This is a genomic window from Pseudomonas sp. (assembly GCF_049301935.1).
Classification (GTDB): domain Bacteria; phylum Pseudomonadota; class Gammaproteobacteria; order Pseudomonadales; family Pseudomonadaceae; genus Aquipseudomonas.
The window spans coordinates 1-13,165 of record NZ_JBAQLP010000101.1 but is presented as its reverse complement, the minus strand read 5'-3'; the positions used below and the strand labels follow the sequence as shown (position 1 = coordinate 13,165).

At 59.6% G+C, this 13,165-nt stretch carries 13 protein-coding genes and 1 pseudogene; 5 read left to right on the top strand and 9 right to left on the bottom strand.

The genetic code is table 11. The features are described from left to right. Positions 1-119 precede the first annotated feature (119 nt). On the bottom strand, positions 120-2,162 hold the full coding sequence (gene metG, locus WA145_RS13585) for a methionine--tRNA ligase (RefSeq protein WP_422582088.1): 2,043 nt from the start codon (positions 2,160-2,162) through the stop codon (positions 120-122). Between the two features lie 156 nt (positions 2,163-2,318). On the opposite strand from metG, the gene apbC reads away from it, so the two are divergent. Then, complete coding sequence (gene apbC / locus WA145_RS13580) at positions 2,319-3,410, top strand: iron-sulfur cluster carrier protein ApbC (protein WP_422582087.1); 1,092 nt, start codon at positions 2,319-2,321, stop codon at positions 3,408-3,410. 176 nt (positions 3,411-3,586) lie between these two features. Here apbC and WA145_RS13575 read toward each other — a convergent pair whose 3' ends face one another. Continuing rightward, positions 3,587-3,796 (bottom strand): cold-shock protein, encoded by a 210-nt coding sequence (locus tag WA145_RS13575; protein ID WP_090242762.1) that lies wholly within the window; start codon positions 3,794-3,796, stop codon positions 3,587-3,589. 323 nt (positions 3,797-4,119) lie between these two features. Here WA145_RS13575 and dcd point away from each other — a divergent pair, with 323 nt between their 5' ends. Then, positions 4,120-4,686: a dCTP deaminase gene (gene dcd, locus WA145_RS13570; RefSeq protein WP_325509281.1), complete on the top strand. Its 567-nt coding sequence runs from the start codon at positions 4,120-4,122 to the stop codon at positions 4,684-4,686. Between the two features lie 59 nt (positions 4,687-4,745). Here dcd and nadE read toward each other — a convergent pair whose 3' ends face one another. The 5 genes from nadE to WA145_RS13545 form a co-directional block, all read right to left on the bottom strand. Continuing rightward, entirely contained in the window at positions 4,746-5,573 is an 828-nt protein-coding gene (nadE, locus tag WA145_RS13565; RefSeq protein WP_422582086.1) for an ammonia-dependent NAD(+) synthetase, read from the bottom strand. A gap of 371 nt (positions 5,574-5,944) precedes the next feature. Further along, entirely contained in the window at positions 5,945-8,458 is a 2,514-nt protein-coding gene (locus WA145_RS13560) for a penicillin acylase family protein (RefSeq protein WP_422582106.1), read from the bottom strand. 152 nt (positions 8,459-8,610) lie between these two features. Next, positions 8,611-9,075 (bottom strand): DUF2489 domain-containing protein, encoded by a 465-nt coding sequence (locus WA145_RS13555; RefSeq protein WP_422582085.1) that lies wholly within the window; start codon positions 9,073-9,075, stop codon positions 8,611-8,613. Positions 9,076-9,082: 7 nt separating this feature from the next. Beyond that, on the bottom strand, positions 9,083-9,286 hold the full coding sequence (locus WA145_RS13550) for an SEC-C metal-binding domain-containing protein (RefSeq protein ID WP_160087773.1): 204 nt from the start codon (positions 9,284-9,286) through the stop codon (positions 9,083-9,085). Between the two features lie 5 nt (positions 9,287-9,291). After that, on the bottom strand, positions 9,292-9,783 hold the full coding sequence (locus WA145_RS13545; RefSeq protein ID WP_422582105.1) for an LEA type 2 family protein: 492 nt from the start codon (positions 9,781-9,783) through the stop codon (positions 9,292-9,294). A 112-nt stretch (positions 9,784-9,895) separates the two neighbouring features. Between WA145_RS13545 and WA145_RS13540 the strand changes: the two genes are divergently transcribed. Next, positions 9,896-10,468 (top strand): hypothetical protein, encoded by a 573-nt coding sequence (locus WA145_RS13540; RefSeq protein WP_422582084.1) that lies wholly within the window; start codon positions 9,896-9,898, stop codon positions 10,466-10,468. A gap of 60 nt (positions 10,469-10,528) precedes the next feature. Here the strand turns inward: WA145_RS13540 and WA145_RS13535 are convergent, their stop codons facing one another. Then, positions 10,529-10,999, bottom strand: coding sequence for a YchJ family protein (locus tag WA145_RS13535; RefSeq protein ID WP_422582083.1), 471 nt, complete (start codon positions 10,997-10,999; stop codon positions 10,529-10,531). A gap of 4 nt (positions 11,000-11,003) precedes the next feature. After that, positions 11,004-11,501, bottom strand: coding sequence for a DUF6231 family protein (locus WA145_RS13530; RefSeq protein ID WP_422582082.1), 498 nt, complete (start codon positions 11,499-11,501; stop codon positions 11,004-11,006). 440 nt (positions 11,502-11,941) lie between these two features. Between WA145_RS13530 and WA145_RS13525 the strand changes: the two are divergent. Then, positions 11,942-12,295, top strand: a pseudogene (locus WA145_RS13525) (OmpA family protein); the annotation flags it as partial. Positions 12,296-12,421: 126 nt separating this feature from the next. After that, positions 12,422-13,159, top strand: a complete 738-nt coding sequence (locus tag WA145_RS13520) for an OmpA family protein (protein ID WP_422582081.1) — start codon at positions 12,422-12,424, stop codon at positions 13,157-13,159. The last annotated feature ends 6 nt before the right edge of the window (positions 13,160-13,165 follow it).

The following is a 13,165-nucleotide window of genomic DNA, read 5'->3' as shown; positions in this document are numbered from 1 at the left end:
AAAGGGGTGGCTATTATCGGTAAGCCGAACCTGCCATACAAGCCGGATCAGCCTTCCTGAGGTGCTGCCATAAGGCTAGCGCAGTCGATCGTTATCGTCTGCGCTATCGGGTCGCAGGATTATTTGACCCGCTGGCCCGGCTTGGCACCGCTGTCGGGGCTGAGCAGGTAGATTTCCTCACCGCCAGGACCGGCGGCCAGAACCATGCCTTCACTAACGCCGAACTTCATCTTGCGCGCCGCCAGGTTGGCCACATAGAGGGTCAGGCGGCCTTCCAGCTTGCTCGGGTCCGGGTAGGCGCTCTTGATCCCGCTGAACACATTGCGCTTGGCATCGCCGATATCCAGGGTCAGGCGCAGCAGCTTGTCGGCGCCTTCAACGAATTCGCACTTCTCGATCAGGGCGATGCGCAGGTCGACTGCGGCAAAGGTATCGAAGGCAATTTCTGCAGCCAGCGGGTCTTTCGTTAGCTCGCCATTGCCGGCGGCTGCTGGAGCGGCTTCGCTGGCTGCCAGGTCTTCTTTGGAGGCTTCGATCATGGCGTCGATTTTCGCAGGCTCGATACGGGTCAGCAGGGCGGTAAATGGGTTTAGTTGATGATTCTGAAGGGCGCTTTTGTAGTCATCCCACTCAAGGGGGCTGACGTTCAGGAATTGCTCTGCCTGCTCTGCGAGCTTCGGCAACACCGGCTTTAAGAAGATCACCAACTGGCGGAACAGGTTGACGCCCAGGGCGCAGATAGCCTGCACTTCGTCCTGCTTGCCATCTTGTTTGGCCAGGGACCAGGGCGCTTTGTCGGCGATCCAGGCGTTGGCGCGGTCGGCCAGGGCCATGATCTCGCGCATGGCGCGGGCAAAGTCGCGGGCCTCATAGGCTTCGGCGATGCTCGGTGCGGCGGCCTGGAAGGCCTCGGTCAGCTCGGGGGCGGCATTGCCGGCGACCAGCAGACCGTTGTTGCCTTTGTGGATAAAGCCGGCGCAGCGGCTGGCGATATTCACCACTTTGCCGACCAGGTCCGAGTTGACCTTCTGTACGAAGTCTTCCAGGTTCAGGTCCAGATCATCCACACCACGACCCAGCTTGGCGGCGTAGTAGTAGCGCAGGTACTCGGGGTTCAGATGATCCAGGTAGGTGCGCGCCTTGATAAAGGTGCCACGCGACTTGGACATCTTCTGCCCGTTGACCGTCAGGTAGCCGTGCACGGCCACTGCGGTCGGCTTGCGCAGGCCTGCGCCTTCGAGCATGGCCGGCCAGAACAGGGCGTGGAAGTTGACGATGTCCTTGCCGATAAAGTGGTACAGCTCGGCAGTCGAATCCTTGTTCCAGAACGCGTCGAAGTCCAGCTCCGGGCGCTTGGCGCAAAGGTTCTTGAAGCTGGCCATGTAGCCGATCGGCGCGTCCAGCCAGACGTAGAAGTACTTGCCCGGCTCATCGGGGATCTCGAAACCGAAGTACGGCGCGTCACGGCTGATATCCCATTCCTGCAGGCCGGAATCCAGCCACTCGGCGATCTTGTTGGCGACCGCGTCCTGCAGTGCGCCGCCACGGGTCCAGCTTTTCAGCATGGCCTCGAAGTCCGGCAGCTTGAAGAAAAAGTGCTTGGAGTCGCGTAGTTCAGGGACTGCGCCGGAGATGGCCGAGCGCGGGTTCTTCAGCTCGGTCGGCTCGTAGGTGGCACCGCATTTCTCGCAGTTGTCGCCGTACTGGTCCTCGGCCGCGCACTTGGGGCAGGTGCCTTTGATAAAGCGGTCGGCGAGGAACATGCCCTTCTCAGGGTCGAAGTACTGGGTTACCGAACGGGTGGCGATATGCCCGGCGTCACGCAGCTTCAGGTAGATGGCCGCCGACAGCTCGCGGTTCTCATCCGAGTGGGTGGAATGGTAGTTGTCGAAATTGACCCCGAAATCGGCAAAGTCGGCGGTGTGTTCAGCCTGCACATTGGCGATCAGCTGTTCCGGGGTAATACCTTCCTTCTCGGCACGCAGCATGATCGCCGAGCCATGCGCATCGTCGGCGCACACGTAGATGGCCTGGTTGCCGCGCAGCTTCTGGAAACGCACCCACATGTCGGTCTGGATGTACTCGAGCATATGGCCGAGGTGGATCGAACCGTTGGCGTAGGGCAGGGCGCTGGTAACGAGAATCTTGCGGGCTTGGCTCATGGGGTCGGCTGCACTGGTAACTCAGGGGAGCCGGCAACTATATAGGGGCGGCGGATATTTTTCATCCTTGCACGGGCAATGCCTGGCGGTGTGCGCCTATGGAGTTAGCCTGGGGTAAGATGCCTGCCTGCTTTACTCAGCCTTTCGGAGCCTTCCATGAGTGTCGTTACCCGCGCAGCGGTCGAAGCCGCCTTGTCCCACTACACCGATCCGCACTTGAATCAGGACCCGGTCAGCGCCGGTTGTCTGCGTGAGGTTGATATCCAGGGTGGGCAGGTCAAGGTGCGTCTGCAGCTGGGCTACGCCGCCGGATTGTTCAAGAGCGGCTGGGCGCAAATGCTGCAAATGGCCCTGGAAAACCTCGACGGTGTCGAGCGTGCCCAGGTGCAGGTCGACTGCGTGATCGAGGCGCATAAGGCCCAGGATCAGGTGCCGGCGCTGGCCAATGTGAAAAACGTGATCGCCGTGGCCTCCGGCAAAGGTGGGGTGGGCAAATCCACCACCGCCGCCAATCTGGCGCTGGCGCTGGCGCGCGAGGGGGCCAAGGTCGGCATTCTCGATGCCGATATCTACGGGCCGAGCCAGGGCATTATGTTTGGCATCGCGGAAGGTACGCGGCCGCAGGTGAAGGATCAGAAGTGGTTTGTGCCGCTCAAGGCCCATGGCGTTGAGGTGATGTCCATGGCCTTTCTCACCGATGAGAACACCCCGGTAGTCTGGCGCGGGCCCATGGTGTCCGGTGCACTGCTGCAATTGATCACCCAGACCGCCTGGGACGACCTGGATTACCTGGTGGTCGATATGCCGCCAGGCACCGGCGATATCCAGCTGACCCTGGCGCAGAAGGTGCCGGTGGCGGGTGCGGTGATCGTCACCACGCCGCAGGACCTGGCTCTGCTGGATGCCAAGAAGGGCGTTGAGATGTTCCGCAAGGTGAATATCCCGGTGCTCGGCGTGGTGGAAAACATGGCCGTGCATATCTGCTCGAACTGCGGCCATGCCGAGCATCTGTTCGGTGAAGGCGGCGGCGAGAAGCTGGCGGCGCAGTTTGGTGTCGATCTGCTGGCATCCTTGCCGCTGTCGATGGCCATCCGCCTGCAGTCCGATGGCGGCAAGCCAACGACCATCGCCGATCCGGAAAGCCAGATCGCCATGATTTATCAAGAGACGGCGCGTAATGTCGGCGCGCGTATCGCCCAGGGCGCTGCGCAGCAGGCGATGCCGAGCATTGTGATCAGCGAAGACTAAGTACCGATTGCCACGTGCGTTGCGCGTGGCTTTTTCACTTACGCAAAAAGCAGCGCCCACAAAAATGCCGGGAGCATTTTTGCGCGCAAGCCCCGAAGGGGTGAAGCACATGGATGTGCTGAACACAAAAAAGCCCCGCACTAGGCGGGGCTTTTTAACAGGCTAGTTAGTGCAGGTTATACAACCTGTACTTCCTCAGCTTGCATGCCTTTCTGGCCACGGGTAGCGACGAAAGTCACTGCCTGGCCTTCTTTCAGGCTCTTGAAGCCATCGCTCTGGATAGCTTTGAAGTGTACAAAGAGGTCGTCACCGGACTGTGGGGTGATGAAGCCGTAGCCTTTTTCATCGTTAAACCACTTGACGGTGCCATTCTGACGATTCGACATGTTATGTCTCCTACTAATTTTATTAACAGCCCTGGAAAAGCCCAGGCCGGGACTGAGTGCAACGGTTACTAGGAGTCGGACGATGTTTGGATCGAAATCTAGGCATCAAGTAGCGATTCGCGGTGACACATGCAGCACAGTGGAATAACCATACTCGCTTTTAACGCTAAGCGCGAATGCTCTGTGCATCTTTCTGTTATTTAGCGACAGGTAGCCGGTTTGCCGTTTTGCGCCCTGCGCGTGCTCAAGAGCCTTTGAACCCTGTCGCCGGCCCCGGTAAGATGCGTGCACTTTTCACCCTTCGCTATAGCAGGACAGTCGCCATGAGCATCAAATCGGATAAATGGATTCGCCGCATGGCTCAAGAGCACGGCATGATCGAGCCCTTCGTCGAGCGCCAGGTACGTGCCGAGGGCGCACAGCCACTGATTTCTTATGGCGTGTCCAGCTACGGCTACGATGTGCGCTGTGCCGATGAGTTCAAGGTATTTACCAACATCAACTCGGCCACCGTCGATCCGAAGAACTTCGACGAGAAGAGCTTTGTCGATGTGAAGAGCGATGTGTGCATCATTCCGCCGAACTCCTTCGCCCTGGCGCGCACCGTGGAGTTCTTTCGTATTCCCCGCGATGTGCTGACTATCTGCCTGGGTAAGAGCACCTACGCGCGTTGCGGCATTATCGTCAACGTCACCCCGCTGGAACCGGAGTGGGAAGGCCACGTAACCCTGGAATTCTCTAACACCACCACACTGCCGGCGAAGATCTACGCCAACGAAGGTGTGGCGCAGATGCTGTTTCTGCAGTCGGACGAACCCTGCGAAGTGTCCTATAAGGATCGTGGCGGCAAGTATCAAGGCCAACTGGGTGTGACTCTGCCCCGGGCTTGATCGGCCAACTACAATGAAAAAGCCGGGCGATGCCCGGCTTTTTCATATGCATCAGAAACTCAGGGTACCAGCGGCAGTTCGCGTTTGTGGCGGGTGGCATCAAACGTGCGGACGATGATGGCGTAGGCATCCTCGCGCACTGGCTGGCCGTGCAGGAATGCATCAATCTCTGCATAGCTGACGCCGTGGGCTTCCTCGTCCGGTTTGCCGGGACGCAGTTCTTCCAGATCAGCTGTGGGCACCTTGAATACCAGGTTTTCTGGTGCACCCAGGTGCTTGGCGATGGCGCGAACCTGGCCTTTTACCAAGCCGGACAATGGGGCAAGGTCGCAGGCGCCGTCGCCGAATTTGGTGAAGAAACCCATCACCGCTTCGGCGGCGTGGTCGGTGCCGATCACCAGGCCATTATTGGCGTTAGCGATGGCGAACTGGGCGACCATACGGATACGCGCCTTGATATTGCCGGTGACGAAGTCGCGGCGGGCATCGCTGAGCTTCTGCAGGTGAGCCACCTGCTCACCGAGACCCAGTACGCTGTCCGCGATGTTCACCGTGTCTTCTTCGTCTGCACGGATAAATTGCAGTGATGCCTGGGCGTCGTGCTCATCGTGCTGAGTGCCGTGGGGCAGGCGCACGGCGATAAAGCGGTAGGCCGAGTCGCCGGTCTCACTGCGCAACTCTTCCACTGAAAGCTGCGCCAGGCGGCCGGCAGTCAGCGAGTCCACGCCGCCACTGATGCCCAGTACCAGCACCTTCAGACCCGAGCTCCGCAGGCACTGCTTGATAAACGCCTTGCGCTTGTCGATCTGCGCGACCAGTGCGGCGGTGTCGGCAAAGGGCGGTACCACATCGAGGGCGGCGGCAATTTCAGCTTGGCGGTTGCTCATTTCAAAGTCCTCACTGGGAGCAGAACAGATGGCTTATGCAGGTCGCGCGGCAGAAATGCCCTGCGGTATGGCATCAAGCGTTGGCACAAGTCACAAAGCTTACGTTGAACCAGCTACAAAGTGCACGCTAGAGCTGCATGTCTTGATGAGGTAGGGCAAGTCGCAGGCAAAAAATTGCCTGGAGCAATTTTTAACGTCGCACAGCGATGGCCCACAGGGTGGCTGCCATGGATGGCAGACATAAAAGAAAGGGCGCTAAAAAGCGCCCTAAAACGATGATGATCTATGGAGTAAGTCCACTTTGTCAGAGCGGCCACCGCTGAGTTGGTTCAGTGGTTGCCGACGAACGGTCGTTCAGTCGTGGTTGCGCTTCAGTTCGCCGGCATCAGCAACAGGCGCTTGTTGCCATACATCTTGTCAAGGTTCTGCGACTGGAAGGGGAAGCTCATATAGCTGCCCTTGAGCCAGGCATCGATGCCGTCGGCGTAATGTTTGCTGGCGGGGTTGCCGGATTGCCCGGAGCTGTTGAGTCCGATCAGCGGCTCCTCGCGGCCGAAGTCGACGACGATGCGCATGGCCGGAATCAGCCAGGTGTCGAAGTTCTCGCCCCAGTTATAAGCCGCCACGTTCAGGGTGCTGTGATCGCCGCCGGCCGGGTAGGGGCCGCGGTCCAGATAACCTTTGATGGCGTTGATGCTGGTGCGCTGGCTGGAGCTCATGTATTGCGCCAATTGGCTGGTTTCGGTGGTCCAGCTGTAAGTGTGCAGCTTGCCCCACTGCCAGGCACTGCGCTCGCTACCCAGCTTGCTTTCCAGCAGGCTGATGGCGCCTGCCAGGCTGCGCGCGAGGATGGCGGGTTTGTCTTCACGCTGTGCGGTGCGGGTGTCGTTCCAGAACGGACTGTCTTCACGGCCCAGCAGGTGGTCCGCCTGGGCGGAGTAGGAGCTGTTGGCGGTCTCGACCAAAGCCTTCCAGGCAGGTGTGCTGTCCGGTCCCAATTCGTCGAGGAAGGTGTCCCGTGCGCTCTGGTAGAGGAAGGCGCTGTACAGCGCAGCGTCCGCCGAGGTAGTGGCCATTTTGCCGTCGAACTTCATCAGTCGGCTGTACGCTTCGCGGGCCTTGCTGCGCTCTGCTGCAGGCAGTACGTCGATAGCCGCTTGCAGGCCTTCGGCCATACCTGGTGCGCTGAACATGCTTTGCAGCTTGGCGATAAAGGGCGAGGTCTGGTCGTACTGCATGGCGATCATGCTCTGGGTGTCATGCCTGCCGGTTGCTGCCAGCGCGGCAATTCGCTCGGCGCGCTCGGGGTAGAACCAGGAGTTGGACAGCTGCATGCCATAGCCGCGCGGCACGCTGCGGTGGTTGGCGGTGCCGAGCCAGCCCTGCGGCGGGTCCTGGTCGTAGGGGTGCAGCATAGGGTCGGCGAAACCGTCCCAGTCGTACTGGCTGTCCCAGCCGGGGGAGGGCATCAGGCCCAGGCCCGTGCGGCGATTGGGGAAGCGCCCGGTGACTTGCCAACCGATATGCTGGGCATCGGCAAACACAATATTCAGCGGCATGGCGCGCACTTCACGGGTGGCCTCAAAGGCCTGCTCGACCGACTGGGCGCGCGACAGGTCGAAGAAGGCATCGAGGGTCTTGTCCGCCTCGAACTGGGTGGTTTGCAGCGCCAGGCCATAGCCGCTGCTCAGTTGCATGGGCTGCAGCATGTGTTTGCGTTCACCCAGTACCGAGTTCAATAGCGGGCCGTGACGGGTTTCGAAAATGCTTTCGCGGATCGGCCGCTGGCCCTTGATAAAGAAGGTCTCCTGACGCTCCTGTGTCGGCAGCCATTTGCCGTCGGCCAGGTAATGCAGGCGGCTGCCTTGGCGTCTGACCTTCTCTAGAAAAAGATCCTGGTTGTCGCCCATGACCATGGTCATGCCCCAGCCCAGCTTGCCGTTGAATCCGGCCACCACCGCCGGTACGCCAGCAATCGATACGCCAGCCGCCTGGTATTTCGGTGAGCGGATCTGCACGAAACTCCACACCGAGGGCATCGACAGCGGCAGGTGGGTGTCGTTGGCCAGCAGGCTTTTGCCGCTGCGCGTGCGCTGCGGGGTAAAGGCCCAATTGTTGGATGCGGCCACGCCGAGCATGTGCGCGTCGGCAACCTGGCTGACGGCCGCGCTGACATCGCTCAAGCCAGCCAGCTGGCCATGGAGGTCGAGTCCCTTGAGTTTGGCGGCTTCCTCCAGTGGCAAAGGCTCATCGGGGTAGGTCGGCAGCAGCCAGGCGAGCTGCTCACTGCCGACTTTCTGCGCCAGTACCAGTGCGGCGATTTCTTCCTGCAGGTTGACCGCCAGGCCGAAGTTCAGCAGGCAGAACACCAGCACCGAGTCTTCGGCCTTCCAGTACGCCGGGCGATAGCCGGACTCGGCCAGGTCCATCGGTAGCTTGTCGCGGTAGCGGAACAGGTAGGCGTTGACCCCGCGGGCATAGACCTCGAAGAAGCGTTTGATCCGTGGCGAAGCGTTGCTGTAGAGCACCTCGGCGCTTTTCTTCAGGTTGACCGCGCGCATAAAACGATCCATTTCCAGCACGCCGGGGCCGGCCATCTCGGCCAATCGGCCTTCGGCCATCAGGCGCAGGCCGACCATCTGGCTGAGGCGGTCGCTGGCGTGCACATAGCCCAGGGCGAACAGCGCGTCATGGAAGGTGGTGGTTTCGATCAGCGGCATGCCCAGTGGGTTGCGGCGGATCACCACGCTTTGCGCCAGGCCCTTGACTCGGACGATGCCCTGGTCCGGGGGTACGCTGTCGCTGTAACGGCTGTTCAGCAATGACTGGCAGCCCGTGAGCGCGACGACGGCCGTCAGTACGGCGGCGAGGCTGAGGTGGGCCATGGGGCGTAACGCGCGCGCTAGCATGCAGCAGGCTCCTTGCGGGTGGAAAACGGTCGATTGGGGTGTGCGCTTTCCAGAGGCGTGGGCGCGCAGGTGCGGACGTACTACGTTAGCCAGCCGCTATACGCCTGACAAGGCGCTTGGCGAGCGAATCAGGCGCTTTGACGCAGCGGCGGCAGGGCTTCATCGAGCAGCCAACGGGCGGCAGCGCGAGCCGCTGCCTTGTGCTGCAGCTCGAGCTCGCTGAAGTGCTGCTCATGCTGGCGCCGTACGCTTCTTTCCAGCGCTTTCCACTCGGCGTGGGTCGGCACCTGGGCAGTTGCCGCGAACAGCAGGTGAAAAACCTCACAGCGCTGATCCTGGCTAAGGCTGCTGTCGTAGTTATCCAGCAATACCTTGATCCGGATAGCACCTTCGATCAGCGGCAGCTGGCCCTCAAGCAAGCTACCAGCGAGGATGCGCAGATCGCCACCGATGCGTTCTCGCTGCGTGTTGAGCGCTTGGGCCTGGGCTTTTTCCTGGGCCCAGACACACCGCCACAGGTGCAGAGCGTAGAACGCCAGCGCAGCAATCAATACGGCGCTGCCGACCAGTACGAGCAGAGTCAGGTTGTTCATCGCAGGCTTATGCGCCGTGGCATTTCTTGAATTTCTTCTCGCTGCCGCACGGGCAGGGATCATTGCGGCCAACGTCTTTCAGGGCGTTGCGCGCAGGTTCCTGATGACCGTGGTTGCAGTGCGGGCCATGTACATGACCGTGATCATGGCTGTGCGCGTGATCGTGGTCGTGATTGCAATCAGGGCCGTGGACGTGTTCTTGCTGGGTCATGCGAGTTACTCCGGGATGTAATCGCCGGGAATTATCTCGCCATTACGCAACATGTGCACGCTCTGTCCGAACAGCCAGCCGGTTTTTACTGCACCTTGCAGGCGATAAGGGATGGGTTGGTCGGGTTTGTCCAGGGCTTTGACGATCTGCCGCAGGTGGCGCCAGAGGTTGGTGCGCACCGGTATGGAGAAGTTGTGGTGGCCGTGGGCAGGCACGGTAAACGAAACATTGGACTCGCCTTCAGCCAGTTTGACCTGATTCAGATGCACCAAGTAGTCCATCCCGCGTACCGGCAGGCTGAAGTTGTTGGGGTTATCGATGCGAAAGCGCAGGGTAAAATGCTGCTCCAGCAGTTTGGCTTTAACGACGTCGACTTTAACGAGGCGTACTTCGGGCGACCTCAGATCGCCCGGAGAGGAACAACCGCTAAGGCCCGACAGGAGGCCAAAAAACATCAATAGGCTGAGAATTCTTATCGTTTGCGCCTGATAAAACATTGCGTACTCCGAATGACGCATCAGTGTAACAAGCAAGTGCTTGGCTGCAACCTGTTGTGACGGTAAAAAAACCTGCGCCATACTGAGCAACGAATAGGACAGGAGTATGACCATGGCTCGCTACGAAATTGCCTTCAGTGCGCAGTTGGTCCCGGGTGCCCAGTTGGAGTTGGTGAAGGCTAACCTGGCCAAGCTGTTCCAGGCGGATGAGCAGCGGCTGGCGCTGTTGTTCTCGGGGCGACGTATCGTGATCAAAAGCAATCTGGACGCGGCTGGCGCGGAAAAATATCGCTCGACGCTAGAGCGCGCTGGGGCTGTGGCCGAAGTGGCCTGCCTGGACGATGAGATCGAAGAAATCGAGTTGGCCGCGCCGCCTGCTGTAGTTTCGGCTCCAGTTGCTGCGCCGGTTGTGGTACCTGTTCAGGCAGCGGCCAGCAAACCGGCGGGGCGCCTTAAGGTTGCGCCACGGGATGAATATATGGCTGCGTTCGCGGAGGTGGATGCGCCGGATTTTGGCATCGCGCCGCTGGGTGATGATGTGCAGGACGGCAAGCCGCCGGTACAGGCTCCGGCCCTGGATTTGTCACAGTTCAGCCTGGCACCGCCCGGCAGCGACATGGGTGAGGCGAAAAAAGCCCCGGCCGGACCACCTCCGGATATCTCCCATCTGAAATTGCAGGATTAGTCTGCAGCGTGCAGAAAGCCCTTTACCGCCACTTTCTGCGCTATCAACCCGCTTCAGTAGTCAGAAATAACTTGCGCAGCACTTTTTAAATTTCAGCCCACTGGCGCAAGGGCAGGCGTCATTACGCCCAAGTTTTAACTCGACAGTCGGGTCAATGAAATACCAGTGTCTGTTATTGCGCACGAATGCCGAGCGTTCGCGGTGGCTGTGTGTGCCGCCATCATCACGCCAATGCGCGGTAAAAATGACATAGGCGTGCTGCGGTTCGCCCGCAATCAGCTGCGCCTGCTCGACTTCAAGCCCAAGCCAGGTGCTGCCCAGGCTCCAAGCGCGGATGGCATCGTGGTCGAGGCTCGCTTGCTGGGCCGGCAGTGTGCTGTGCACCAGGTAATCGATCAGTCCCAAGGCGAAGGCGCTGTAGCGTGAACGCATCAAGGCTTCGGCACTGGGGGCCGGGCGGCCTGTGTGATAAAGGCCGCAACAGAGTGTCAGCAATTGGCCGCTGCCACAGGGGCAGGTTGTGCTGCTCATGGAGTTACCACCAATACTTGCCGAAGTTTTCCGGGTTGGCCCAGAACTTGGCGTTCAGCCAGTCAGGTACTTGCTTGTAGTCGAGCAGGTCGTAAGTGAACAGGCTAAGTGTCTGTTTATCGCGCTGGAAGCACTCGCTGGCCTGCAGGGCCAGGGCAAACAAGTCGGTTTCTTGCCAGTCACAAGCCTGCAGGTCGACCAGCACTGCCATACGGCTGGCATTCAGGTTGCGAATACCGCCGAGCAGCTCTAGCCCGGTGCGTTTCGGCAGGTGCTCCAGGCAATCGACGATCAGCGCCAGATCGAAACGTTGCGCGGCCACTTCACTAGGCAGTGCGCCTGCATCCGCGTGGACCAGGTGGCAGCTTGGGTGGGCCTGGATAAATGCATCAATCGCAGGTAGTTTTCGACTACCAACTACCAACAGGCGTTCTGGCGTATAGCGCGCCAACAGGGCAGCAAGGGCTTGCTGGGGTGTTCGGGGGGACGGGGTTGCTGACATAACGGCTCCTCGCTCAAGTGTGCAAAGACTAACGTGCAGCAGCAATGCGGCCTAGTACTGATCGTGCTAGTAATGTGTTTGCATATTCTCTGGCATATTTTGCGACTGACGTCTTTACTTCGTCTGTATCGGTTTTTGCCGATTTACCAATAGGAGACGTATATATGAGCATCACCAGGAAAGCATTACCCCTGATTGTCGCGAGTACCTTTTTGACCGGTTGTGCCGGGCTGCAGAAAACGGATTGGCCAACCTGTGCCGCGATTGGCGGTGTGGGCGGTGCTGCTCTGGGCGCTATCGAGAGCTCGACATGGGCTGGCGGTGGTGCAGTGGTTGGCGCAGGTATGGCCGCTGCTTACTGCTGGGTGCATGGCGCCAGCGATGAGCAGGTTGTTATGGTTGAAGAAGAGGTGGTTGAAGAAGTAGCAGTTGCCGAGCCAGCGGAAGCGGTACGTGTAGAGCTGGACGTCAAGTTTGACTTCGACAAGGCCCAGGTCAAACCAGAAAGCTACGGCGATATCAAAAACCTGGCTGACTTCCTGACCCAATACCCACAAACCACCACCGTGGTTGAAGGTCATACCGACTCCGTGGGTAGCGACGCTTACAACCAGACCCTGTCCGAGCGCCGTGCCAATGCGGTGCGTGATGTGCTGGTCAACCAGTACGGCGTAGGCAGTGATCGCGTCAACGCTGTGGGCTATGGCGAAACGCGTCCGGTTGCGGACAACGCCAGTGCTGACGGCCGCGCCGTAAACCGCCGCGTAGAAGCAGAAGTAGAAGCGCGTCCTTGATCGTCTGATCCCAGACTTTCTGAAGAAAACAAGCCAGCCCCTTCGGGGGCTGGCTTGTGCAGCTTGAAGGGTAGGTCTTTACTCCTTAATTACCGGCAGTAGCCGGCATTACAGGAGATTTCTACCATGAGAGTTAGATCCATGATGGGGGCAGCCCCCATTCTCTTGGTCAGCAGTGTTCTTTCAGGTTGCGTCACAACTTCCAGTACGGGAGATGCGCCGCTCAACCAAGGGAACTGGCCCCTGTGCAGTGTAATTGGCGGTCTGACCGGTGCTGGTCTGGGCGCAATCGAAAGTTCTACGTGGGCAGCAGGTGGAGCCGTGGCCGGTGCGGTCATTGGCACGCTGATTTGTTATGCCCAGGATGGTGATGAAGACGACGACGGCGTGTTTGACCGTCGTGACCGTTGCCCAGGAACCCCTCCTAACACGCCGGTGCATCACAACGGCTGTCCACTCAAGGAATATGCCAGTACGCCTGCCGAAGCAGAGCCTGAGCCCATTGAAATGGTGGATTCGGTTCGGGTAGAGCTGGATGTGAAGTTCGATTTCAACAAATCCGATGTTAAACAAGACAGCCAGGCCGATATCAAGAGCCTTGCCGACTTTATGAAGCAATACCCACAAACCACTACAACCGTTGAAGGGCATACCGACGCCGTAGGCAGTGATGCCTATAACCAGGGGCTGTCCGAGCGGCGGGCCAATGCGGTGCGTGATGTGCTGGTCAATCAGCATGGCATCGACAGCGGCAGGGTCTCCTCTGTCGGATACGGTGAGTCGCGGCCGGTTGCTGATAATGACAGCGACTCCGGGCGGGCAATCAATCGCCGGGTTGAAGCGGAGGTCGAAGCGCAGCCATAGCTGATG

What these genes read in the sequence shown, in the direction of transcription:
- metG (WP_422582088.1), bottom strand. Translation starts at nt 2,162, where the DNA reads ATGAGCCAAGCCCGCAAGATTCTCGTTACCAGCGCCCTGCCCTACGCC.
- apbC (WP_422582087.1), top strand. Translation starts at nt 2,319, where the DNA reads ATGAGTGTCGTTACCCGCGCAGCGGTCGAAGCCGCCTTGTCCCACTAC.
- WA145_RS13575 (WP_090242762.1), bottom strand. Translation starts at nt 3,796, where the DNA reads ATGTCGAATCGTCAGAATGGCACCGTCAAGTGGTTTAACGATGAAAAA.
- dcd (WP_325509281.1), top strand. Translation starts at nt 4,120, where the DNA reads ATGAGCATCAAATCGGATAAATGGATTCGCCGCATGGCTCAAGAGCAC.
- nadE (WP_422582086.1), bottom strand. Translation starts at nt 5,573, where the DNA reads ATGAGCAACCGCCAAGCTGAAATTGCCGCCGCCCTCGATGTGGTACCG.
- WA145_RS13560 (WP_422582106.1), bottom strand. Translation starts at nt 8,458, where the DNA reads ATGGCCCACCTCAGCCTCGCCGCCGTACTGACGGCCGTCGTCGCGCTC.
- WA145_RS13555 (WP_422582085.1), bottom strand. Translation starts at nt 9,075, where the DNA reads ATGAACAACCTGACTCTGCTCGTACTGGTCGGCAGCGCCGTATTGATT.
- WA145_RS13550 (WP_160087773.1), bottom strand. Translation starts at nt 9,286, where the DNA reads ATGACCCAGCAAGAACACGTCCACGGCCCTGATTGCAATCACGACCAC.
- WA145_RS13545 (WP_422582105.1), bottom strand. Translation starts at nt 9,783, where the DNA reads ATGTTTTATCAGGCGCAAACGATAAGAATTCTCAGCCTATTGATGTTT.
- WA145_RS13540 (WP_422582084.1), top strand. Translation starts at nt 9,896, where the DNA reads ATGGCTCGCTACGAAATTGCCTTCAGTGCGCAGTTGGTCCCGGGTGCC.
- WA145_RS13535 (WP_422582083.1), bottom strand. Translation starts at nt 10,999, where the DNA reads ATGAGCAGCACAACCTGCCCCTGTGGCAGCGGCCAATTGCTGACACTC.
- WA145_RS13530 (WP_422582082.1), bottom strand. Translation starts at nt 11,501, where the DNA reads ATGTCAGCAACCCCGTCCCCCCGAACACCCCAGCAAGCCCTTGCTGCC.
- WA145_RS13520 (WP_422582081.1), top strand. Translation starts at nt 12,422, where the DNA reads ATGAGAGTTAGATCCATGATGGGGGCAGCCCCCATTCTCTTGGTCAGC.